General features: G+C 58.3%; 15 protein-coding genes. 9 read left to right on the top strand and 6 right to left on the bottom strand.

Features of this window, described 5'->3' with window-relative positions; translation table 11 throughout:
• Positions 1–213: 213 nt before the first annotated feature.
• Both nadE and AAY81_RS07430 read right to left on the bottom strand, forming a co-directional pair.
• The gene (nadE, locus tag AAY81_RS07435; protein WP_066663371.1) at positions 214–978 is read right to left on the bottom strand and encodes an NAD(+) synthase; all 765 of its coding nucleotides are present in this window, start codon (positions 976–978) and stop codon (positions 214–216) included.
• Positions 979–1,398: 420 nt separating this feature from the next.
• Positions 1,399–2,622, bottom strand: coding sequence for a cation diffusion facilitator family transporter (locus tag AAY81_RS07430; RefSeq protein WP_082867916.1), 1,224 nt, complete (start codon positions 2,620–2,622; stop codon positions 1,399–1,401).
• A 177-nt stretch (positions 2,623–2,799) separates the two neighbouring features.
• Between AAY81_RS07430 and AAY81_RS07425 the strand changes: the two genes are divergently transcribed.
• The 5 genes from AAY81_RS07425 (at position 2,800) to AAY81_RS07405 (ending at position 8,764) form a co-directional block, all read left to right on the top strand.
• Positions 2,800–3,939 (top strand): cation diffusion facilitator family transporter, encoded by a 1,140-nt coding sequence (locus AAY81_RS07425; protein WP_066663368.1) that lies wholly within the window; start codon positions 2,800–2,802, stop codon positions 3,937–3,939.
• Positions 3,940–3,954: 15 nt separating this feature from the next.
• Positions 3,955–5,481: a Y-family DNA polymerase gene (locus AAY81_RS07420; RefSeq protein WP_066663365.1), complete on the top strand. Its 1,527-nt coding sequence runs from the start codon at positions 3,955–3,957 to the stop codon at positions 5,479–5,481.
• Positions 5,478–5,690 (top strand): hypothetical protein, encoded by a 213-nt coding sequence (locus tag AAY81_RS07415; RefSeq protein WP_066663362.1) that lies wholly within the window; start codon positions 5,478–5,480, stop codon positions 5,688–5,690. Before AAY81_RS07420 ends, AAY81_RS07415 begins: the two co-directional genes overlap by 4 nt.
• Positions 5,691–5,801: 111 nt before the next feature.
• Entirely contained in the window at positions 5,802–7,073 is a 1,272-nt protein-coding gene (locus tag AAY81_RS07410) for a 2-hydroxyacyl-CoA dehydratase subunit D (RefSeq protein ID WP_066663359.1), read from the top strand.
• Positions 7,070–8,764 (top strand): acyl-CoA dehydratase activase, encoded by a 1,695-nt coding sequence (locus AAY81_RS07405; protein WP_066663356.1) that lies wholly within the window; start codon positions 7,070–7,072, stop codon positions 8,762–8,764. Before AAY81_RS07410 ends, AAY81_RS07405 begins: the two co-directional genes overlap by 4 nt.
• Positions 8,765–8,786: 22 nt before the next feature.
• Here the strand turns inward: AAY81_RS07405 and AAY81_RS07400 are convergent, their stop codons facing one another.
• From AAY81_RS07400 to AAY81_RS07385, 4 genes are all read right to left on the bottom strand, one after another.
• A complete protein-coding gene (locus tag AAY81_RS07400; protein WP_066663353.1) occupies positions 8,787–10,574 on the bottom strand; it encodes a sensor domain-containing diguanylate cyclase in 1,788 nt (595 codons plus the stop codon).
• 167 nt (positions 10,575–10,741) lie between these two features.
• A complete protein-coding gene (locus AAY81_RS07395; protein ID WP_066663350.1) occupies positions 10,742–12,967 on the bottom strand; it encodes an oxidoreductase in 2,226 nt (741 codons plus the stop codon).
• A 141-nt stretch (positions 12,968–13,108) separates the two neighbouring features.
• Positions 13,109–13,984 (bottom strand): LysR family transcriptional regulator, encoded by an 876-nt coding sequence (locus AAY81_RS07390; RefSeq protein ID WP_066663347.1) that lies wholly within the window; start codon positions 13,982–13,984, stop codon positions 13,109–13,111.
• Positions 13,985–14,055: 71 nt separating this feature from the next.
• Positions 14,056–16,185, bottom strand: coding sequence for a hypothetical protein (locus AAY81_RS07385; protein ID WP_066663344.1), 2,130 nt, complete (start codon positions 16,183–16,185; stop codon positions 14,056–14,058).
• A gap of 99 nt (positions 16,186–16,284) precedes the next feature.
• Between AAY81_RS07385 and AAY81_RS07380 the strand changes: the two genes are divergently transcribed.
• From AAY81_RS07380 to AAY81_RS10185, 4 genes are all read left to right on the top strand, one after another.
• Positions 16,285–17,562 (top strand): MalY/PatB family protein, encoded by a 1,278-nt coding sequence (locus AAY81_RS07380; RefSeq protein WP_240480570.1) that lies wholly within the window; start codon positions 16,285–16,287, stop codon positions 17,560–17,562.
• 420 nt (positions 17,563–17,982) lie between these two features.
• Entirely contained in the window at positions 17,983–20,766 is a 2,784-nt protein-coding gene (locus AAY81_RS10605) for a RodZ family helix-turn-helix domain-containing protein (RefSeq protein ID WP_205630817.1), read from the top strand.
• Between the two features lie 208 nt (positions 20,767–20,974).
• The gene (locus AAY81_RS07370; RefSeq protein ID WP_066663337.1) at positions 20,975–21,565 is read left to right on the top strand and encodes a P-loop NTPase family protein; all 591 of its coding nucleotides are present in this window, start codon (positions 20,975–20,977) and stop codon (positions 21,563–21,565) included.
• A 38-nt stretch (positions 21,566–21,603) separates the two neighbouring features.
• A complete protein-coding gene (locus AAY81_RS10185) occupies positions 21,604–24,126 on the top strand; it encodes a S8 family serine peptidase (protein ID WP_169815804.1) in 2,523 nt (840 codons plus the stop codon).
• Positions 24,127–24,140 lie beyond the last annotated feature (14 nt).

Genomic DNA, 24,140 nt, shown 5'->3' with positions numbered 1-24,140 from the left:
TAGGCGGTGCGTGGCATGCGGCGTACGCGATAGGGCTGCGTACGTGGAGCCTTGGGATGGCATAGGGGGTGTGGGGAGGAGTGAAAGCATGCGCGGGAGGATGCGAACGGGGTGCGCGAAAGATCGTGTAAGCGGGTGCGCATGGAGGGGTCGAAAAGAGGAGCGCAAGAGCTTTTGGGCCCTCGCGCTCGGCAGTAGCGTATGGCGTGAAGCTTACAGCTGAAATGCCGGCATGGGCTTCAGCTTGTGCAGGTTCATGGTGTGGAGCGTATCGATGCGTTCTCGCGCGGCGGCGTCATCGCATTCGCCCGTGGTGATGTAATGGTCGAGCGTGGCGTACGTGAAGCCGAGCTTGTCTTCGTCGCTCTGGCCTGAAAGCCCGTCGCTTGGCGTCTTCTGAACCAGGTGCTCGGGAAGACCGAGCGCACTGCCCAGCTGACGTACTTCCTCTACCAGGATGTTCGCGAGTGGGCTGAAATCACCCGCAGCGTCGCCGTACTTCGTGGAGTAGCCCACGTAGTCTTCGCTGCGATTGCAGGTGTTTGCCACGCGTGCGCCGCTGGGCAGGCTTTGCGCTACGGCGTAAAGCGTGGTCATGCGAATGCGTGCGGGAAGGTTGATGCGCGTGTCGCGCGAGAGTCCCGCGTTGTCGCCCGCTGCTTCGGCGAATCCCTCGGCGCCAATGAGTGCGCTTGAAAGCGCTGCGGTTGCGCCCGATATGTCCACGCAGATGGAGCGAATGCCCAAATGCGCTACGACCTCGCGCGCGTCTTCAATATCGGCCTGCTCGCCGTTCGGCATGAGCACTCCCACTACGCGGTTGGCGCCCAGCGCGCGTACGCAGAGCGCGGCGACTACGCTGGAATCCTTGCCGCCCGAAATGCCCACGACGGCGTGTGCGGTGGAGCCATTTTCGGCGAAGTAGTCGCGGATCCAGCTGGTAAGAGCTTCGAGCGTTGCGTTGGGATTTGCGAGCATGCGGTGTCCTTTCTTTCGTACGACCCAGTATACCCGCGCGTCAGCTACCGTGCCGATTGTTCATCCACTTGAAACGCGAATTGCCTGTACGTGGCAGAGGCTGTGTGAACGGGGGACGGAGGTTTGTTCACGGGTCCGACTCGCGCCAACAAAAGATTGCCTCGCTCACCCGTCGGTACGGCCGCAGCGCGCACCCCCTTCGGGACCCTGTGAAAGCATACAAAAATGCGCTAAGCCCAGGATGCCCCACGGAGAGCGGGAAGCGAAGCTTCACGCAAATCCGTGGGGCATCCTGGGCAGCGCAAGTAAAAGCATGAACCAGTGCAGCGCACGAGCGTAGGCTTAGGCCCGTGTGGGGCTTAAGCCACGTGAGTAGCGGAGCGGGGTCCCGAAGGGATGCGCGCTGCGGCCGTCGGCGGATTAATCCTCTTCCGCCTCTTGGAAGGCCAGGGCGCGGTCGGCGCGTTGGCGGTACACCTGATTCAGCGATTCCACCTCGATGAAGATAGCGGAACACTGCGGATAATCATCGATGATTTCGGCTTCAACGCGGTCGATGGCCTGCAGGATATCTCCTTCGTCGAGCTCGTCATCGAAGGTCACGTCCAGGTTCAGGACCATGTCTTTCGGACCCATGTACATGGAGAGCACGCGGCCGCATTTGATGACGGCGGGATCCTCCTCCACGATGAACACGATGTCCTCGATCTCGTCGCGATCGAGGCCCTCGCCAATGAGCAGGCTCGATGTTTCTCGCACCAGTACCACGGCGAAGATGGCCATGAGCGCGCCAATGGCAATGGAGGCGATGGCGTCGTAGGTTCCATTGCCCGTAAGGGCCGTGGCCACGATGCCCGCCAGCGCGAACAGCATGCCCAACACGGCGGCAGTGTCTTCCAATAGCACGGTAAAGCTGGTGGGCGCCTTGCTCGTGCGGATGTACTCCATGAGCGTATCGTCGCCGCGCGCTTGGTTTACCTCGCGAAACGCGATGGAGAGCGAAACGCTTTCAATGGCGGTGCCCACGAGCAGCACTACGATAGCCACGACGGGGTTCTCCACGCCTGTTTCGGGCGATTGCAATGCGGAGATGCCCTGCATGATGGTGAACCCGCCGCCAAAGAGCAAGATGACCACGGATACGATGAACGTATAGAAGTACACCATGCGCCCGTATCCGAAGGGGTGCTCCAAGTCGGGCTGGCGCTTCGAACCGCGTGCGCCCACGAGCATGAGCGAATCGTTCGCTGCGTCTACCAGCGAATGCACGCCTTCGGAAAGCATGGCCACCGAGCCGGTGAAGGCGGCGGTGATGAACTTGATGATGGAGACGATGACTCCTGCTGCTACGGCCGAGATGACCGTGCGGTTGCGCTTCAGCTGCTCGGCAGGGGAGAGGGGTTTCGCGCGTTTGCGTGCGCGGTGGCGACGCATGGCGATGGAGTCGGTGTCGGCTACGTTGTCGTCGATGGAGTCGTCTTCCTCATCGAGGTCGCCGTGAATGTAGACCTGTTCTTCTTCCTGTTCGCCAGCGCTGGAGGCGGCCTGCGCATCGTGTGAGACGCGCACCCACGTGCTTGGTTTCGTGCCCAGGGCGCTGGCGGTGTGTATTCGGTCTTCGTCGGCGGCTTTGTTTGTGCTCATGCGTATCTCCGTTTCTGTGTTTGCCTTAGAATATCAGATATGGATGCAGGTGCTGTTTATACGTAAACCGCCTGTTCAATTAGGTTTAACAAACTATTTGTGATGTGCGGGGCGGCTTGCTTAACATCGTACATCTGTTCGTGTATACTGCAAGGGTGTACACGGAAAGGAGGGGCAATGTCCGAAGACGCTCAGGCGCTCAGCATGCAGGAACGCGATGCAGGCATCGTAAGGGCCAGCATCGTGGGCATCGTTGCGAACATCTTGCTTGCGGCGTTCAAGGCTGCCGTGGGCGCGCTGTCAAACTCCATCGCCATTAAGCTCGACGCCGTGAACAACCTCTCCGACGCCTTCTCTTCCGTAGTTACCATCGTGGGTACGAAGCTTGCGTCGCGTCCCGCCGATGCCTCGCATCCGTTTGGGCACGGCCGAGCGGAATACCTCACTACCATCGCCATTGGCATTGTGGTTGCCTTCGCGGGCGTGGAAGCCGCGCGCGAATCCATTTGGCGCATTATCAACCCCGAAGAGGCTACGTACGAGGCGGTCACGCTCATCGTGGTGGGCGTTGCCGTGGTGGCGAAGATCGCTTTGGGCCGTTACGCGCTTTCCCGTGGCAAGGCGCTCAATTCCGGCTCCTTGCGCGCCAGTGGTACCGATGCCCTCATGGACGCTATCATTTCCGCCTCTACGCTGGTGGCGGCGGTAATCTTCATCCTGTTTGGCGTCTCGTTGGAAGCCTGGCTGGGCCTTGTCATCTCCGGTTTCATCGTCAAGGCTGGCGTCGACATCCTGCGCGAGGCCATCGCGAAGATTCTGGGCGGTCGCATCGATGCCAGCTTGGCGCAGGAAGTGCGCGCTGCCGTCATGACGGTCCCTGGTGTGCATGGCGCATACGACCTGGTGCTGAACGATTACGGTCCGAATCGCTATTTTGGCAGCGTGCACGTGGAGGTCGACGACACGCTTACGGCCACGGAAATCGACGCCCTTACGCGTAAGGTGCAGGATGCCGTCATGGAGAAATGCGATGTCATGGTGCATACCGTGGGCATTTACTCCACGAATACGCAGCGTACGGGCGAACAGGCCGATATCTTCCTGGCGCTCATGCGCTTGGCGAACAACGACCGCAACATCCTGCAGACGCACGGCTTCTATGTGAATGAGGAAGCGAAGCGCGTCCAGTTCGACATGGTGGTGGGCTTCGACGCCCCCGATCGCCCTGCCGTAGTGGAAGGTGTCTGCCAGGAACTGCATCGCCAGTTCCCCGCATACGAATTTGTTGCTACCCTCGATTCCGATATCAGCGACTAGCCTGTTGGTTTGCCTATGGAGCGTACCTATTTAGCCATCGACCTCAAGTCGTTTTACGCCAGTGTGGAATGCGCGCAACGTGGGCTCGACCCACTTACTGCGAACCTGGTGGTGGCCGATGTGGAACGCACCGACAAGACCATCTGCTTGGCGGTATCTCCTTCGTTGAAGGCGCTGGGCATTTCTGGCCGCGCGCGCCTGTTCGAGGTGAAGCAGCGCTTGGCTCAGGTGAATGCCATGCGGCGGCACGCTGCAGGCGGTACTCTGCGGGGGAAGTCCATCTACGCTCCCGAACTGGAACGAGACCCATCGCTCGAGGTGGATTTCGTTGCGGCTCGACCTCAGATGGCGGAATATCTGAAACGCTCCGCGGAAATTTACGAGATCTACCTGCGTCACGTTTCGCCCGAAGACGTGCACGTGTATTCCATCGACGAAGTGTTCATCGACGTTACCGGCTATTTGCGAACGGGTCACATCACGCCACGCGCCTTTGCCGAAAAGCTGTTGGCCGAAGTCTTGCAGGAAACGGGTATTACCGCTACATGCGGCATTGGGTCGAATCTATATTTGGCCAAGGTCGCCATGGACATCGTGGCCAAGCACGCGCAACCGAACGAGCATGGCGCACGCATTGCGCAGCTTACCGAAAGTAGTTATCGTCGCAGGTTGTGGGCTCATACGCCCATTACCGATTTCTGGCGCGTGGGCCCGGGATATGCGCGCAAGCTGGCAGCCCATGGCATGCATACCATGGGCGATGTTGCTCGCTGTTCGCTGGGTGGTTCGCATGATCGCAGGAACGAGGATCTGCTGTATCGGCTGTTCGGCAAGAATGCAGAGTTGCTCATCGATCATGCCTGGGGCTACGAACCATGTACTATGGCCGACGTGAAATCCTATCGTCCGAAGTCCAACAGCCTTGGTTCGGGTCAGGTGCTCATGTGCCCGTACGAATGGGAAGAAGCACGTTTGGTCATGCGCGAAATGGCCGACCAGCTTTCATTCGATCTCGTCGATGCCGGCCTGGAATGCAATCAGGTCGTCATTACCGTGGGCTACGACATTTCCAACTGCGAATCTGCGGCCAGCATGGGCGTATCCGTAGATGCTGCGACCGATTGGTATGGCCGCAGCGTGCCGCGTCATGCGCATGGCACGGCAACGCTTCCGTGTAGCACGTCGTCTTCGCGCCTGATCGTAGATGCGGTCATGAATTTGTTCGACGAAATCGTCAGTCGGCACTTGTTGGTGCGGCGCCTGAACGTCGTGGCTTGTGGTATTACGCAGCGTGGGTTTGCCGCTGCCGCGCATTCCGTTAGCGGTGCGGGCGAGCAGCTTTCCCTGCTGGAAGACCCTGCCGAGCAGCAGGAACGTGAGGCGCGCGAAAACGCTCGTCTTGCGCAGGAGCATCGCATGCAGCAGGCCATTCTTGCCGCACGGCATCGCTTTGGCAAGAATGCCGTGCTCAAGGGCATGGATTTGAAAGAGGGCGCCACTACCATACAGCGTAATTCCCAGATCGGAGGTCATCGCGCATGAGCGGGGAAGCTTTCGATACCGAACAGGCCCAGGCGATCCTCGACGAAATGGCGGTCATGGCGGCATATGGCGACATCGTCGATGTTCCGAGGCCCGTATCCCTCACGCATGCCCCCATGCCGCGTGAAGACCGAGGTGCCCAGTTTGCTCCATTCGCCGCCCTATCTGGCTTTACCGATATCATCGAGGATACAGCACGCGGCCATTAGCCTGTGTGTTTCGCTACCTGCGTAGTAATTCGCCCAGACATGACGGGCGATAACCCCTATACTTACTTAGATAATCAAATTATTTGCATATCAAAGAATAGGAAGTACCGAATGGATGTCGTGCATACGTTCGGCCAGCTCATTATGAGCCAGGTGGACGAGCACCCGCGACGGGCGGGTCGCATTATGTATGCAGGGTGGCGAGCTCAATTGGCAAATCTCGCCCTGGTGGGCGAGCGCCGCTTGCCGCCTTCTCGCCGCTATGCCTCTCGCGTGGCCATGAGCAAGATTACCCAGGCGCTGAGACATCCGGAAAACGCTGCGGCCACCAGCCTGTTTACACCATATGAGCCATTGCAGGTGGCGGGGGTCCTGCCGTATTCCGTCGAGCAGCTTTCGAGTTTTATCGGCGGCTCTCAGGCGGAACGTGCATTTCTGGATAAGGCGAGCGATGCGGGTTTTTCGGAAACGATGTGCAGCTACCATCGTGTGTATTTGGGCGCTGCGGCAGCTGGCATGCTTCCGAAGCCTGCATTCGTCGTGTATACCACGTTGGCGTGCGACGGCAATCTCATAACGTTTCCGGCGATCCAAAGGCAGTTTGACGTTCCGGGGTTTTGCATTGACGTGCCATTCGATAGGAGCCAGGATGCCGTGGCCAGCGTGGCGCGTCAGTTGCGGCAGATGGTCGAATTCGTACAGGATTGCACGCACCGCACCATTACGCATGAAGCGTTGTGCGAGACAGTGGCGCGTTCGTGGCGGTCGGCTTTGGCGTATCGGCGATTTCTGCAAGCTTCGCCTGGGAAGCGCCTGCCGGGTGATATGACAACCGAAATGTACGCAGTGCTTATGAATCACTTGGTAAGTGGCTCTCCCGAGACCGAGCGTTTTTGCCAGATGTTGGAATCCGATATGCGCGACGCCCCGGAAAGCAGTGGCCTTCGCCTGGTGTGGATGCATACGATGCCGTTCTCTCAGCAGCCACTCATCGATCGAGTGAATTTCAACGACGAGTGCTTCATTTGCGCCAGCGACATGGCGGCTGATCCCATGCTGGTGGATGTCGATCCGTCACAGCCCTACGAAGCGATGGCACGTAGGCTGGTGTATTCGTGCTTCAATGGGGAGGGCGAGAATCGCGTGCAGCGTGCGCTTGAACTGACGCGTATGACACAGGCCGATGGCGTCGTCCTCTACAATCACTGGGGCTGCAAGGCAACGTTGGGCGTGTCTCACCTCATCAAGCGCCGCTTGGAAGAAGAGGGCATGCCGTGCCTGCTGCTCGATGGCGATGGTATCGATGTCTCGAATCGCAGCGATGGCCAGACGTCCACACGCTTCGATGCGTTCTTGGAGCTGCTGGAGGGGAGGCGCGCATGATATGTACGGTATGCAAGTACACGCCTACTGAGCTCTTTGCGGGCTTTGGCCAGTCGTGCCAGACCTTGGAACATATGGCCAACGATTTCGATTTGTCTGACAGCGTTGCCCATGTTAACTTGTGCGGGTTCGGCAAGACGGTCATTCAGAATGCCCTTGCTGGGGATGCCGATCGTTTGGTGCTCGTGAATTGCTGCGATACGATGCGCCGCGTTTACGAGGTCGTGCGCGATTCTCGGCGCGAAGACGAGCATGCGTTTACGTACCTTATGGATTTGCCCCATTCGTGTGGCCCATGCCAGGTGGATGCTTTAGCGCGCGAGCTGCGTAAGCTGAAGGATGCCTATGCGCAGCAGATGGGGTGCGGCTTCGATTTGCCTGCATGTCAGGCGGCATTTCAACGCCCACTGCCGTTGCAGGGTGATTACGTTGGCGTACTCGGCGTGCGCGTGGGTGCCGAGCTTCAAGCCATGATAGAAGATGCGATCCAGCTTCCCGTGCGTAACCTTACATGCACGGGAAATCGCATGTTGAATATGCCTGCTGAAGCGCTTGTTACGAGCGATGAAGAAGCGTTCTTCCACGCGTATGCGCAGGCTTTGCTAGAACAGATGCCGTGTCGTCGCATGAACGACCCGCATGCGCGACGGGCGCTGTTCGAGGATCCCAACCTGAAGGGAATCGTCTATCACTGCATGAAGTTCTGCGATTTTTACGGGCCGGAATATGCGCTTGCGGCTAAGGAGCTGCACGTGCCCATGCTGCGCATCGAATCGGACTTCTCGCTGCAAAGCGCCGAGCAGCTGCGTACGCGCATTGAAGCATTTGCCGAAACGCTGCATGCTGGCCGGTCCAGCACAGCCAAACATACTCAAGGGGATGCATCCATGACGAAGGACGAAATGGCCAAGAGCGGGCGACCGGTATATGTGGCGGGCATTGATAGCGGCTCCACGAGTACCGATGTCGTGATTCTGAATGGCGTGGGCGATATTGTTGCGACGCAAATCATACCCACAGGAGGGGGCGCCGAGAAAAGTGCAGAGGCTTGTCTGGCGGCGGCATTGGAACAGGCGGGCATGAGGCGCGAAGACGTGCTCAATGTGGTTACCACGGGGTATGGCCGCGCGTACATCGCCGAGGGCGATGATTCGGTAACGGAAATCACCTGCCATGCGAAGGGAGCTCACTATCTGAACCCGAGCGTGCGTACCATCATCGACATCGGAGGACAGGACAACAAGGTTATTCGCATCGACGATGCGGGCAATGTCGTAAATTTCGCCATGAATGACAAATGCGCAGCTGGAACGGGGCGCTTTCTGGAAATGATGGCGCGCGCCCTTCAGATTTCCCTCGAAGACATGAGCGTCATGGGCTTGGAATGGAGCGAAGACATCACCATCTCCAGCATGTGCTCGGTGTTTGCGGAATCCGAGGTTGTGAGCCTGGTGGCGCAGAGCAAGGCCGTTCCCGATATCGTCCACGGGCTCAATAACTCCGTCGCTTCGAAAATCTCGTCGCTCGTACGACGTGTTGGCGCGGAAGAGTCGTTCATGATGACGGGCGGCGTGGCGCAAAATGCCGGCGTCGTTGACGCGATCGAGCGGAAGCTTCAAACGAAGCTCTACATATCCGACAAGGCACAGCTATGCGGCGCACTGGGCGCGGCGTTGTTTGCGCTTGAATAGGAACAGCGGAAGGGGAGAACTGCTAGAACACCACGACGCAGTTCTTGCCCTTCGCCTTGGCGGCATACAACGCGTCGTCTACGCGTCGAAGCACGTCATCGGCGGATTCCCCGCGCCGTACTTGCGTTACGCCCAGGCTGACGGTCTGGGTTTCCATGCCGGGTTCTTCAATGCCGGCAAAGTGCTGACGAATGCTTTCCGCTACGCGAGCTGCGGCATCGGCGTTGCAGTTTCCCAGAAGCACCATGAACTCTTCGCCGCCCCAGCGTCCTGCTACGCCTTCGAGGGGGTATGTGCGCGAGAATCGGCGAAGCGTGCTACCCAGGTGCTGAAGCACCGTGTCGCCCGCTTTGTGGCCGTAGGTATCGTTAATTGCCTTGAAGTTGTCGACATCGAGCATGATGAGCGATGTTTCGCCGCTGTCCAGGGGCGAAAATCCTCCGACGGCTGGTTGTCCGCCTACGGCAACTTCGATACGACGTTCGATTTCGCCGCGGTTGTAGAGTCCGGTGAGGGTATCCATGCGCGCCATAATGTCAAGCTTTCGGTTTGCTTCCTCTAGCTCGTCCGTGACGGCTTGAATAAAGGTGGCCAGGCGCAGCGTGGGCGTGCTTCCCATGTGAATCTGGTCGTTTCCCACCTGGTTTGCGTAGGGAATATGGTCTGCGGCCTTGCCTTCGCGTAGGGCTAGAATCACGAGCGATACGTTGTTCTGGTACACCGATGACCCCGTGCGGATGAATTCCGAAGCTGAGTACATGCCGTACGTGGGGGCGACTTCTTGGAAGGGGCGGGTCTCCCGTGCGATTTGATCGCCCCAGAACACATGACGCGAAGCGCATGATACCGCCAGAATGCCTTCGGGCTTGAAGCGACGAATGATCGTTGCGGCTTCGCGTGCATCGCGCAGGATGGCATCGGGGTCGCCATAGGCAATACGCATGGTGCGTGCATTGCTGATGTCGCTTGTAAGCACGAGCGAGCCTTCGGGCGTGCAGAAGATGGGTTCACGCGTGATGCTCACGCCGTCCTGCTGGAATGCCAGCGGGAACGCGCGAATGGTATTTGCGAAGGACTCATCGTTTTCAGCGTGCAGGTAATGGCGATATGCCTCGAATGCGGGCTTCCCATCGAACTCGTGAACGATGTTGCCTTCGGATTTCGTAACCTGCAGTTCGCGGCCCAAGGGCTTCCATCCCGAAATGAAGAGCGAGGTCACGTGTAGGCGTGGGCCGCAAAGCGCGGCGTACACGATGGACTTGTCTGCGCAGGTTCCTGCCGAGGAGATGACGCGCGCGTCGGGTTTGTTGATCACGGGGAAGAAGGCTGCGCCGCCTGCCAGGTGAATTGATGGGTTCAGCGCCCCAAGCTGGTCGCAGAGTTCTGTCATGGAGGAAAGCTCGAGCGTGGTGAAGAGCTGCACGGCACGTACGTAGCTTAGGCTATTGACTTCCTTTGTGATGATGCTCCCCGCGTTGATTCCTTGTTCATTGGTTTCGGCAAGGGGCAGTTGCCCGACATGCACGTATGAGCGGGCGTCTTCGAAAAGCCAGCAGCAGATTGTCATGCTCTCGGGGACGTTTTCAGCGTTGACGATGTTGTTGTAGGTGGATGCTCCAATGTAGGGGGCGCCCGGAAAGATGTCCTCGATAATGCTCGCGGCATGCGTGAGCATCGAGAAATCGGTCGAGCATGAGCAGATGTTAAAGAATGCCGTGGAATCGGGGATGGCGTCTCGCTGTGCGGCGATTTCCGATAGTTCGTCTTTGAACGATTCGTCGTCGTGGTAGATGATTTGGTAAAGCTTCACTGCGCAACGCGTCCTTCCGGAGCCGATGGTGCGTATGCGCCGTAGCGCATCTACCTAATTATAAGCGCTGCCCTGCCAATTTCGTAGGGCCGAATCGGCAGGGCAGCATAGAGGCGCGATGGGCGAATGTCTACAGGGGGGTGCCCACCGCGGGATGAAGGAGAGGGCTAGATTGCGCGTCCAGCGTCGTTGCCGGCCTGGATGGCCTTCGCGATGTTGAACGGTGCGGCGGCGTCGCCTACGGTGTACACCTCGGAAACGCCCGTACCAGCGGAAAGGTCTTCGTTGGGCTGCATGTCGCCTACGTTTACGATTGCGTCGCAGTCGAGTTCCACGTCAACGCCAGCCACGGCCGAAGAGATGACGAGCTTCCCATCGGATGCGCTCTTGATGGTGCTTTCGGGCCATGCCTTCACGCCCAGGCTGTACAGGGCGGTGGTCATGAAGCGATGAGCGTGCTGACTCTGCTGCATATCGAGCGCGTCGTTGCCGTTCGGCGTGACGATATTGACCTTCTTCTTGTGGACCGTGAGCCACAGGGCAGTGTCGAATGCCTGTGCACTCGATCCGTATACGACCACGTTTTCGCCCATGTCGGCGGAAAGGAAGTCTTCGAGGTCGATAACGGTGGCGCCGCTAACGTTCAGCTCGGGGCGTACGCCACCCGTGGCGATGACGAGCGCGTCGGGAGCTTCCTGGCCGATGGTGTCAGCGGTGACTTCGGTGTTCGTCTTCACGGTAACGCCGGCAAGCTCGCACTGGCGCTTCAGGTAGGCGATGAGATCTTCCAGGTTCTCGTGTTCGCCCTTGACGTTGTGCGCGAACTGGAGCGAACCGCCTACGGAGCTCTTCTTCTCGAACAGCGTTACATCGTGACCACGCAGGGCGGCGATGCGCGCGGCTTCCATGCCGGCGGGGCCCGCGCCTACGACCATGACCTTCTTCTTGGAGGCAGCTTCGGGAAGCTCGTAGGTTGCCGGCCCGTTTGCGCGCATAACGCGCTGGGTCAGGGCGTTCACGCGGCAGTAGCTCATCATGGCGTTCATCTCGTTGCTGCCAGCGTGGCAGTGCAGGCAACGGGTGCAGGGAGCGATTTCGTCGATGCGGCCCTCGCGCAGCTTGTTCACGTATTCCGTGTCAACGGTGAGCGGGCGATTCATCATGTAAAAGTCGACTTTGCCGTCGGCCAGGGCTTCTTCGAAGAAGTTCGGCGCATGGGCGGGATCCATGTAGGTAACGCAGCCTACGGGAACCTTCAGCTCCTTCTTGTACATGGCCGCGATGTCCAGCAGCATGCCCGCACCGCTGTGGTTGCCAATGAGCTTGCCGCCCCAGTGCTTGCTGAAGTCCCACTGGGTGCCATAGCCCGTGGCACCTTCCACGCCGTTCAGCAGGAAGTACAGGTCGCTGCCAAATTGGCAGGGATGATTGCCCAGCGGTCCCAGGCGCAGGTGGAACGAGTCGGCGCCAGCGGCTTCCAGTGCCTTTGCCAGAGCGATGCCCTCCTGGATGGTGGTGGCGGAGTTGTGCGGCTCGGTTACGGCGTTGTCGAGCGTCATGAGCGTGCAGTCGTTGGTGAGATTGTCGTTTTCCTCAACGCACTCCATGAGGATCTGCACGGCGAAATCGTTGCCGGCAGCTGCATGAATGGCCTGAATGCATTCGGCGTCGAAGCGAGCGCGATTCTCGATGCTGCCCGCGCCGTACTCGTCAGTGCGCGTGTTGTAGAAGCGCGAGAGGAAGCGATGGCCTTGGTTGAAGCCAGCAGTGTTGATCTCGATGGCTACGAAGCCCATGTCCTTCAAGGCCACGGCGAGTGCTGCGCCAGCAGCTTCGATGCCCTTGATGGTTTCGACTGGCATGTCGGCGATGTCCAGGCCGAAGGGGGCCCACTGGAAGCCCAGGTGAGCGCCGTACGTTGCGCATTCAGCGGAAAGTTTCTTGAAGAAGTCGGTCACTTCGCTGGGCAGGGGGCTGCCATCCATGGGCATGGTGATGGCTTCGCCTTCTACCCAGATCATCTCCACGCCGCCCTTGGCGAAGTTCAGGTAGTACTGATACAGCTCCTCGGTGTAGCCTGCCAGGTAGGTGGCCGAACCAGCAGCCGACTTGCACATGCGGTTACCAATCTCCACGCTGCCCAGGTTCCAGCTGCTGAAGAGCGTCTTGAAGTCGGTGGTGTTGTCGCGATAGTCGTAATCCTGCGGATTCAGTTGCGCGGCGGCGATAACGTCACCCTGAGCGCCCGAGGTTGCGGTTGCGGCGTTTGTGGTGGAAGCGCCCTGCTTCGGGCTGCTGCAGCCCACCAGGCCCGTACCGGCTACGCCTGCGCCTACGGCACCCAGCATGGCGCCTTTCAGAAAGCCGCGACGCGACACATCCCAAGTTCCCATATTCTCCTCCTTGCGAATGGGGCCCACCTCCCATTGGGGCCCGATGCGCCTATTCAAGCAAATGGGCGGGCGAATGGAGAAGAATCGATTGCGCGCAGGGGTGAAACTGTGGGTTTACGCAAGCGTTTGATTTGGGAAAAGCTAGACCATTCGCTCCCGCATGAAGCGAATGATGCTTGCTTCTGCGTTGGAGGGCTCGTGCGGCAGCCAGAAGCAGTGCAGCTCCCATGTCGTGATGCTTGGCGGGATGGGCAGGGTGACCATGTCGGCAGCTAAGCGGGGGAGCATGCTTTCCGGTACGAGTGCCGCTGCCGTGCCTGTATGGGCTTTCTGCATAACGATGCCGAATTCGGTGTACTGGTCGATACGGTTGATGGCAAGTCCGTGCTCTTCGAAGATGCGATCGAGCCCGAGCATGGCGCGCTCGCCGTTTCCCACCGAAAAGAAGGAGAGCGTGGCCAGGTTTTCCAGCGTGACCTCGTTGGCGGGAAAGTGAACGGTTCCCGGCGCGGTTGCTGCGTAGACTTGTTCGCGTGCCAGCGGAATGGATTCCAGCTGCTGTTCACGAAGCGGGCCAGGGGCGATAGCGAAGTCGACCTTGCCATCGTGCAGGTAGTCCATGCAGCGTGTGTAGAAGTGCTTCTCGATGGCGATATCGCAGGTGGGGTTCTTGCGCTCTAGCTCGTCGAAGAAGCTATCGTCCATGGACTCCACTACGCCGTCGGCGATGGCGATGCGGATGGGCGTGCGCGTGCAAAGCGCGTGCTCGTCGCAAATGGCGCGCATGTGCGCGATGTCGTTCACGCAACGCTGGGCGATGGGGTAGATGAGCATTGCCGATTCGGTAGGGGTGACCCCCTGCTCCGTACGGTGGAACAGGGGGCATCCCAGTTCGTCTTCCATGCTCTTGATCGCCTTACCAAATGCCTGGCGTGATACGAACGTGGCTTCGGCTGCCTTGGCGAACGACCGCGTTTCGCATGCGCTGCAGAACCATCGCAGCTGGTTGCTATTCATGATTGTCTCCCTCTCTTCGGGGGAGATTGTAACATGTGGTGCGTTATGCCAGGTCTTGGTGCTTTTATCGGCTAGTTACCAGCTTCGATGGCTGCCGTTTTGAACACGAAGCGCACGGTACCCTGCGTGCCTGCGGCTTTGCCACTGAAGTTGTCGTAAGCCGTTGCCTCTTCCGAGACCGCGTTCAGGCGCGCTTTGGCGGCCTCTGCGTCTCCTAGGGCGTCGACGATCTTCTGAATGCCTTCGCTTTGGAACGTGGAGAGACCGCTGGAGAGTGCGACGGACCCTTCGTAGGCGCTCTGCAGGCCGTTGGCTAGCAGTGGCGTAGACGATGCAAGTGTTTCCGTGCCCCCGCTGAGCTGGCATAGCGCTTTGTAGAGCGGTGTTGCTGAAGCGGCAAGCTGGGATGATGCGCTGGAAACGGAGGCTGCTCCGTTCGAAAGGCGGGAAATGCCGCTCGTAATGGAGCTGGCACTTTCGGCAAGTTCGCTGGAGCCGCTGGAAACTTTCGAGGCGCTATCCGCCAGGGTTCCGGCGGTGTCGTACGCACTCGATACGTTGGTGGCCAGGTCCGAGGCATCGCTTGCAGCGCTCGAAAGGTCGCTTTGGGTGCTGCGCAGGCCTGCGCCTAGGTCTCCCGTGGAGCTTATGCTCTGCATGGCCGAATCGATGTTGTCCTGGGCGCTTTCGGCTGCGACCTGCGCGCTGTTGGCGCTCGCCTTCGTCGAGGTAAGCGCGCTGATTGCGTCGTCTACCTGCCTTTCTTCATCTTGCGAAAGCGTTCCCGAGTCCTTGAGCGCCTGGAGCGTGGTAAGCGCGCTTTGCGCATTGCTCTTGGCGTCCCCTGCGCTGCTTGCGGCGGCGCTGGCAGCGTTCCCTGCGCCGTAAAGGCGCGATGTGTTTGCGTCGAGCTCGTCTATGAGCGCTTGCGTGCCGCTTGCGAGCTTTCCCAGGCCGCTTTGGAGCGCAGCTGCGGCGATGCTGGTTTGCTGCAGGCCGGCGTTGTCGTTCCCCTGAAGCGCTTGGATGCCATCGGAGAGGCTCGCGGTGCCGCTTGCAAGCGCTTGCGTGCCGCTGTTCAGCTGGTCCGTTGCGCCTTCAAGGGCGCTTGCCCCTTCTGCCAGGTTGCTTGCGCCCTCGGCTAGCTGTTGGGTGCCGCTGGGCAGCGCTGCAGCACCTTCTTGCAGTGCGCTTGCTCCAGCGTGCAAGCTTTGCGTTCCGCTATCGAGTGCTTGCGCGCCTGAAGCAAGTTGGAGCAGACCTGCGGCAAGCGCGTCGGTTCCCGAAAGGAGCGCATCCATGCCCTGTTGCAGTCCACTCTGGGCGCTGTCGATGTCGTCCATATTCAGACTGTCGGTATTGATATCGCTGAAGAGCTCGGTCGTGGCTATCGTGTAGCTTCCGTCTAGTTGGAAGTCGGTGGCGTCGGCAGTGATTTCGAAATAGGAGGGAATCTCGTAGTCGTCCTCGCTTACGCCCAGCGATTCCTGCAGGCTGGGCAAGGCGAAACCGACGGCGACACTGTTCGACCCGTCGTCAATGACCTTGCCGTTTTCGGTTTCGATATTCGTGAAATGGTCGTTTGAAAGGAGCAGCGTGGAGATGCAGGCAAATGGGGTGTAGACCTTTTCCTGCGTGCCGTTTACATCGCACATGTTCCACGAGGTGTTTTCGTAATCGAAGCGAATGGTGACGCGTCCGCTTTTGCCCGCGAGCTGTTCGGCGGAAATGGCGTTCCCATCAAGCGTGTACGAAACCTTCATGGTAATGGGCGTGCTTTCGGTGGGTGAGCCCTTGTAGCTTACTTCGTCTCCGTCGGCCGACCATACCAGGTTCGTTCCGTTCTGGCTGTAGGTTTGGTCGTTGTCATTTCCTTCGATATCGGTGAGCGTGGAGGCGTCGTCAAGCAACGAGGCTCCCGAAGGGTTGGTGAGCGTGTCGTTTACCTGCGTGCGCGTTGTGTTTCCATTTGCGTCGGCGTAGGTATAGACGATCTCCTTCTTCGTGCTGGCAATCGCTTCCTGCATCTGTTCTTGCGCGTTGTCGTTCGTTGCGTTGGACGTATTCGGGTTGGCTGCTTCGTTGTCGCCGAATGCCTGCGTAAGGGGAGCGATGGTCAGGCTGCAGATAGCTCCTGCGGCCAAGGCGTACCTCAGACGGGTTCCCGTTGCGCTCCGTATGCCGATGATGTGCTGTTTCATGGGTGTGTCCCCTCGATTGCGTTCGATGTTTCTGACCAATAGTAAGGCAAGCCGAACTCGATTGCAAAGCCTTTGGCCGTCCCTCTTTCTTTACGTGCTATGTCACGTGTTCGTGCCGATTCGGCGTGGAAGTTCGAACTGCGCGTTATCGACTGCCAACTCTGGTACAACGACAGTAAAACGACAACAGCGGAGGTGCTCATGGAGCGATACGATTTTGATGCGCCCGTCGATAGGCGAGGATCCCATTCGATGAAGTTCGATGCGGCTGCGGCAATGGGCAAGCGCGAGGGTTTGCTGTCCATGTGGGTTGCCGACATGGATTTCACCGTGCCTCCTGCTGTGGTGGAAGCCCTGCATCAGCGTGTTGACCATGCCGTCTTCGGCTATACGAATCCGTGGGATGGCTATCGCGAGGCAGTTGTTTCCTGGATGGCGCGCTATGGTTGGCAGGTAAGCCCGAATTGGATCGTCCCCACGCCGGGCGTAGTGTTCGCCCTGGCCATGGCCGTGCGTGCGTTTACCGAGCCGGGTGATGCGGTGGTCATTCAGCGCCCCGTGTACTATCCGTTTACCAATGTGATCGAACGTAACGGGCGTCGCGTGGCCAATGCGCCGCTTGCGTACCAAGATGGCATCTATAGCATCGATTTCGATGCGCTCGAGCAGACGATTCAGGAAAGCGGAGCGAAGCTGTTCCTGCTGTGCAATCCCCATAATCCCGGTGGGCGCCTCTGGACGCGCGACGAATTGGCGCGCATTGCGGAAATCGCCCTGCGCAACGACGTCATAGTAGTGTCGGACGAGATTCACATGGACTTCGTCCGCCCGGGCTATGAGCATACGGTGTTCGCCACGCTTGACGACCAGATTGCTCAGCGTTGCGTCGTGTGCACGGCAGCCAGTAAAACGTTCAACTTGGCAGGGCTGGAAACATCGAACATCATCATCCCTAATGGCGAGCTTCGCCGCGTATTCAAGGACGCCATGCATGCTACCGGCACGAATAGACCGAACGTCTTGGGGCTCGTGGCTACCGAGGCGTGCTATCGACAGGGCGCTGAATGGCTTGCGCAGTTGAAGAAATACCTCGAGGGGAACTGGGCGCTGGTTGAATCGTATCTGGCCGAGCATGCGCCCCAGCTGCATCTGGTGCCTGCCCAGAGCACGTACCTTGCGTGGGTCGATTGTCGCGAGCTTGGCTTGTACGGGGAAGACCTACGCGCGCTCATCGAGGACGAAGCGGGGCTATGGCTTGATCTGGGCGATATGTTCGGGCCCGAGGGCGATGGCTTCATCCGCCTGAATTTGGCTACGCAACGCGCAACGGTGCAACGCGCGCTTACCCAACTTACGGATGCGATTGCTCGCATGTAGGTGGGGGATCCCCTCCCTGGGATCTGTAGTCTCGTTCGTCCGCCAGGATAAGTTGCCGGCCGCCGAGTCGTAGAGCCTGCTTGAAAAGTCGTTTATAACGGTCGTTTCTCATGCGAGCTTTGTTTGCAAGGGGAGTGGCCGTTGCTTCTATTGCTTACATGTGGGTAGGGTACCCAGCGGTGATATAACAAGTGATACTGAATCGATAACATTTCTATTACGGATGGGTAATCGCTCCGTTTAGCTTTGCGACCGTGCAAGAGATTGGTGATGAACGAGGGTACAGTGGTGTCGTCTCTGCACGTTTTTCGAGGAGGGTGGTGTGCGATGACCTCCATGACCACGCAAGGCATGGCCCCTACGAAGCGGGCACTCTCGTTTCTTGCAATCCTTTCATTCACGTTCTGCTTGGCATTTGCCATGGGTACTACCCCCGCATATGCGGACGCTGAAAACCAAGGCGTGAACGGCGATAACGCTTCCGAGGTTGTAGTTGATGTCGACCAGGGCCAGCAGGCCGTGGCTGATGTGTCTGCAGCTCCTATTGCGTCTTCCGAGGATGCTTCTATGCCTGCAGCGGGCGCTGACATCGCACCGTCCTCCGAAGAGGTAACTGCGCCCGACGCAGGAGGGGATACCCCAGCCTCTGCTACCCCCGCAGTTTCGCAGGCTAATAAGGGCGGATCCGCCGACAGTGCTAATTTGAGCGTCGCTGATAGCACTCCATATCCAGGGGATGATGGCACGGCGAACGTGTTTGTGGGACTTACCCCTAGGACGACGGATTCGTATGATGCCAGCACCTCCACGTTGGACCCAACCACTAATGCAGTGCATGTGTATATCTCGAGTGAGGTTGGGAAGGGCGTAAACCTCGAGGTTGGCGTCGATTACCTTCGCTTGGGGAGTTCCGTGTACGATGCTCGTTCGGGGGTGTACGTTACGGTTCCCTTGCCGTCCGAAGATACGAGTGAATACACCATGAGATCCTTTGAGCAAGGCTTGATGTATACCTGGTATCTCAACAGCACTCCACTGGGTCAGGGTACCTATTATTCCGACCCTACTACGAATCCCGCTTTATCGGGTGGTGGCATAGCAGGCGGCTCGAGCCTTACGGAGTATGGTGGTGTCACCATCGATGACTTTATGGACACTAAGTCCAGGCTTTGGAGGGTTGATGCATCTCGGTTTGCGGATAGCACATCGTTTAGGTTTTATAGGCACCTTCCTTATATCTACGACACGTTTACCGGAACCATTAAGCTTCTGTATCCCAATACGGGTGAAAGCCACTTTGGCGGATCTGACTCATATAGGAACTTGATCTCTTCGGCGTATTTTGAAACGCCTGGCGAGCGCACCATCGTTGTCCAGTTTACGTACGTGCAGGAATATCGTTCGAAAAATACTGTAGACGAGAACGTTGGCTATGTGCTCTACGCTTCAAATCCGGTGGTGTTCCACATTAGCGTTGCTGCTGCTTCGGCGGGCCCTGCTAATATGATCATCGTTGCCAGCGACTCCACTACGGGCGATTTTATAGAGCTTAACAGCGATGACTTCATCGTCGATTTGCAGAAAGATTATCTTGACATGTACTCCGAGCAACAGCAATGGGGTGGTACGAATTATGAGTGGTTCCCGTATGCGTATTGCTCGTCGGCTGCCAATGAGTACTCGGTTGCCACCACGGGCTTGTACAAGCTGACGGTGACCCATGTGACTAATCTGTTTGAGAAGTACGTTGAGTACTTCGCTCTTGATTCATGGCAGGTCTCGAATAGTCCCTACATCAAGTACATTAATTTGGTTCCTCATATTCCCGCAGCTCAGTATGCAGTTACGTTCTACATGGATGACGGCGTCACGATTGTCCCGGTAAGCGGCACGGACGAAAATGGTAATTACATTACGGTCGATTCCAGGCTGTACAACGAGGGTACGGAGGCCAAGGTAGTTTGGAAGCCTGCTCATCCCACGAAGGCCGCTACCGAATACGCTAAGTACATCTTCGACGAATGGAAGCCCGTGTCTGCTGCCGACGGCACGCCACTCGAAACTTCTGGCTGGAGTTATGACTATGTGTATACGGTAACGTGCGATACGAATTACATCGCCGTATTCCGCACAATTCCCTTGAAGAACAATGCGGGGCAATCGATCGTGTATGCGACGGGCGGACTTTTCAGTCGAGATGCGCTGCCGGCTGGCGTGCTTTCGTACGGGTTGACTTCGTCGCCTTTAACTGCGTCCGAGGCAAGCAACGTTATTTCTGCCCATTCGGATTTGATGTCAGCCGATACGGTGCTTGGCATGGTACAGGTCGACCTTACTCAGTACAACGACGATTCCGGCAATACTACGACGAACGTGACCGAACATGAGGGTCTGGAGGGCATGAAGCTCAAGTTCAACATGGCGGAAAGCGGAATCAACGCCAAAGATGGTGACAAGCTGAAGATCCTGCAGATTCACAAGAAGGACGAGTCGAGCGCCGAGGAGATTATTGAGCACAAGGCGACTGTCGAGAACGGCGAAGTCGAAATTGAGTTGAATGGCAAGCTTTCCACGTTCGTCTTCCTGATGGACGACACCGCTACTGGTGGCGAAGGGGCCGAAGGCGGAACTACCAATCCTGAGGGCGGAAACACTTCGGGCGAAGGCGGCTCTGGTGACCAGGGCGGCACCACGGGCGAAGGCGGCTCTGGCGAGAGTGGCTCGGGTGAAGGTGGAGGCGCTTCGGGTGAGAGTGGTTCCGGCGAGACCGGTTCTGGCGAAGGTGGTTCGGGTGAAAGCGGCACTTCCGGCGAAGGTGGTTCCGGCGAGAGCGGTTCGGGCGAAGGCGGCTCGGGCGAAAGCGGTAGCCAGGGTGAGGGTGGCTCTACGGGTGGAGAGTCGACCGAGCCGACTGACCCGACGGGCGAATCCGGGGAAGAGCCTTCTGGCATTCCCGCAGTAGATTCCCAGACGGGCGTCGACAAGGCTTATGCCCAGACTGCCGATGCGGCCACGTCGGGTGCGAGCGAGCCTGCCCAGAGTAATGTCAATAGCGATGCCAAGGCCGCATCTGCTGCCGGCAATACTTCGGTGCCTGCAACGAGCGATTCCGTGAGCCCCCTGGCTCTCGCGTTCCTCGCTCTGGCCGAGCTTATCGCTGCGATCGTGCTTGGCATCTGCATTCGTCGTAGGGCCCTGTCCTAAGCGTAAACGAACATACATGCACTTGGGAGGGCGTCTTTGGCGCCCTCCTTTGCGTGGGGCGAGCTACTGCTAGGCGTTCATCCTGCGCTTTTCGCGGGCGCTTGGCGAAGCGCCTGACTCATTCGCTTGAACCTCGCAACGCGGCATGCTACCGTTCAGCGTATACGTGCCTAGCCTACGGAGCGGTCGTTCGGCTGCAGGAGTTGTCATGCTTTTCATTCTCACGGGCGAATTCGAAATCGGGAAAACTCGCTGGCTCGAAGCCGAGCTGGCATACTTGCGTGCGAATGGGGTGCCTGCTGCGGGCGTCATTGCTCCGGGTATATGGGAGCGCACGCCCGATGGGTTCGAAAAGCGGGGCATCGACAACGTGTTGCTGCCCGAAGGCAGGCGCATTCGGTTTGCGCTCCGACGTGATTTGTCCGGTGATGGCGTGCCCGAAGCGGCTCACGCGAACGAGACGTGCACCAAGTGGCGCATCGAGGAAGATGCAGTGAATCAGGTAAACGAGCTATTCAGCACGCTTGCCGCCCAGCGAAACGACGTGGTCGCGTTTCCGTCGCTGCTCGTGGTGGACGAATTGGGGCCGCTCGAGCTCGTGCGCGGAGCGGGTCTTACGCAAGCCATGGCGCTGCTCGACATGGGTCCCAGCGCGGCGTATCCTCACGCCCTTATCATCGTGCGGTCGTCTTTGGTCGAATGCGCTTGCGAGCGCTTTGCCTCGGCATGGGGAGAGCACGTTATTCTGCAGCCCGACGATCAAAGTGGTAATCTGCTCCACGCGAATTTGCTACACTAACCGCTGTTTACCTGTTCATACGGATGCGAGGAGCTGCCATGAGGGCTTTCTTGTCGGCGCTGTGCGCCGTCGGGCTATCCCTGGCATGCGTTCCCGCTTCCGCGTTTGGGGTTCTGGGCGATTATTCTGCATATGCGGACGAATCGTCTTTGGGGAATGTCCTTTCGGTGCAAGCCGCCGAAGACGTTACGGGGGTAAGCGCCGAAGCGGAAGGCGATGCCTACGTTGCGGGCGAAGTGCTCGTGCAATTTAAGAATGATATTGCGGAAGATGATGCCGAGTCGGTCGTCGATGCAGCCACATCGGTGCAGGATGCCGATATAGCCAGCAGTGACGTGGTTCTGGGCTCAATCGAAGACGGCGTGCTTACGTGCGATTACACTTCGGGCGCGGTGGTGGTCCTTCCCGTGGCCGATGGCGTGACGGTTGCGCAGGCCATTGCCGAGTTGGAGAGCGACCCGCGCGTGCTTTCCGCTCAACCCAATTGGATCTTCGAGCTGCCCGACGACGAGGTGGCCGATACATCCGACGACGAAAGCACTGCCGAATTGCTGGGGCTTACTGCCCAGTCCGATGCTGCTGTGGAATTGGAAGCGCAAACGACCCAGGTGAACGATACGTTGCTCTCGTATCAGTGGGCGCTCGACGCCGTGAACCTTCCCGAGGCGTGGGATTTGGCGCGTTGCGACAATAGCAATGAAAGCGTGGCCGATGCCAATGTGAGCGTTGCCGTGCTCGATACGGGTATCCATGCTAGTCACGAGGATCTTCAAGGTAACGTTGTCGCGCAGTACGATGCCGCGACTGATACCGAGGGTGCAATTACGGACGTGAGCTCCGATAGCCATGGCACCCATGTTGCGGGCATTATTTCGGGCGTTGCGAACAATGGCGTGGGCGTTGCCGGTGCGTCGTATAACGCGAATATCGTGGCCGTTAAGATGTTCGACGATAGTGGCGGCAATACGTCGGAGTATACGTTCCGTGCGATGAATTACGTGCTCGACCATGCGCAGGAATACGATATCCGCGTTGTGAATATTAGCGCAGGTGTGAAGGTTTTTACCGATTACGATTGGTCCAACGACGCTCTCTGCCAGTGCATTTCTGCTGCGCGCGAGGCGGGTATTCTTACGGTGTGTGCCGCGGGGAATACTGGGTCAGGCAACATTATCGCTCCGTGTGCCGAGTATCCTGGCGATTACGATGATTGTTTGAGCGTGATAAATCTTACGAGCAGCGTTTTGCCCCCAACGAGCCTCACGAACGAGACCGCTCTAGCGAATTATCTTGTCAAGGTGAGTGGTGCTGCGTATACGAAGTCATCCTCGTCGAATTACAACGAGACAGGCGTTACGCGGGACTCTTCGAATAGAACGAAAGATATAAGTGCTCCTGGCACCCGTATCTGGAGCACGATTCAATATGACAGTGCGGACGAAAATCCTAAGCCGTACAACTGGCTTGATGGTACCTCTCAGGCATCGCCGTTGGTGGCTGGCATAGCTGCGTTGCTTTTTGCTGAGTGTCCATCGCTTTCGCCAGACGACGCGCAGGAGATTTTGGAACAGTCATCCACGGATTTGGGTGATTCTGGCTGGGATCGACTCTATGGCTACGGAATGATAGATGCGTGTGCAGCGCTTGAGATGCTCGATGCGTACATTCCCTGCTTCGACGTCTCTCTGGAATACGAAAGTACCGTCTACACGGGCGAAGCGTGTGAGCCGGCGGTGACCGTTGCTGATGTTAATGGTACGGTGCTTCAGGAAGGCGTGGATTACACGGTGCTGTACGCCGATAACGTGCATGCGGGTACGGCGACGGTGGTTGTTGCCGGCATGGGCAGCTATTCGGGCTCGCAAACGCTTGAGTTCACCATCGAAAAGGCCGAGCAGCCTTTTACCGTTTCTCTGGCGTCGACCCAGCTGAACTATGGCGATGCCGCTTCGCCCCTGGAAGTACGGGGTGTCGCATCAGATGCGATGCTTGCCTACGCTTCTTCAGACGAAGCGGTTGTCGAAGTAACGGAGGACGGGCTTGTCGTGCCGAAGGCGGTGGGTGAGGCAACTATTACCGTTTCCTATGCCGACGACTGCGACTACGTGGCGTCCGCTCAATCGATCGAAGTTGCCGTCTCTTACGCGCCCTCGATAATGTATCGCTTGTACAACCCCAATTCCGGTGAGCATTTCTATACGGCGGTCATTTCCGAGCGCGATGACGTGGTGCGGGCTGGTTGGACATATGAAGGCGTGGGGTGGATTGCCGCTGCCGTTTCGCCTACGCCGGTGTATCGTCTGTATAACCCGAATGGAGGCGATCATCATTACACGATGAGCGCCGAAGAGCGCGATTGGCTGCGAGGGCTCGGCTGGAAGTACGAGGGCATTGGCTGGTACAGCGCCGACGAGGATGATGTTCCCGTGTATCGCCAGTACAATCCCAATGCAACGTCGGGTGCGCATAACTTCACTACGAGCGCGTCTGAAAACGACATGCTCGTACGTTTGGGGTGGCGTGCCGAAGGAATCGCCTGGTACGCCTTGGCGGAGGGGTAGCAGACCTTTCGTTC

This window comes from Denitrobacterium detoxificans (assembly GCF_001643775.1).
Lineage (GTDB): Bacteria > Actinomycetota > Coriobacteriia > Coriobacteriales > Eggerthellaceae > Denitrobacterium > Denitrobacterium detoxificans.
This window is presented reverse-complemented; position numbering and strand designations above follow the sequence as displayed.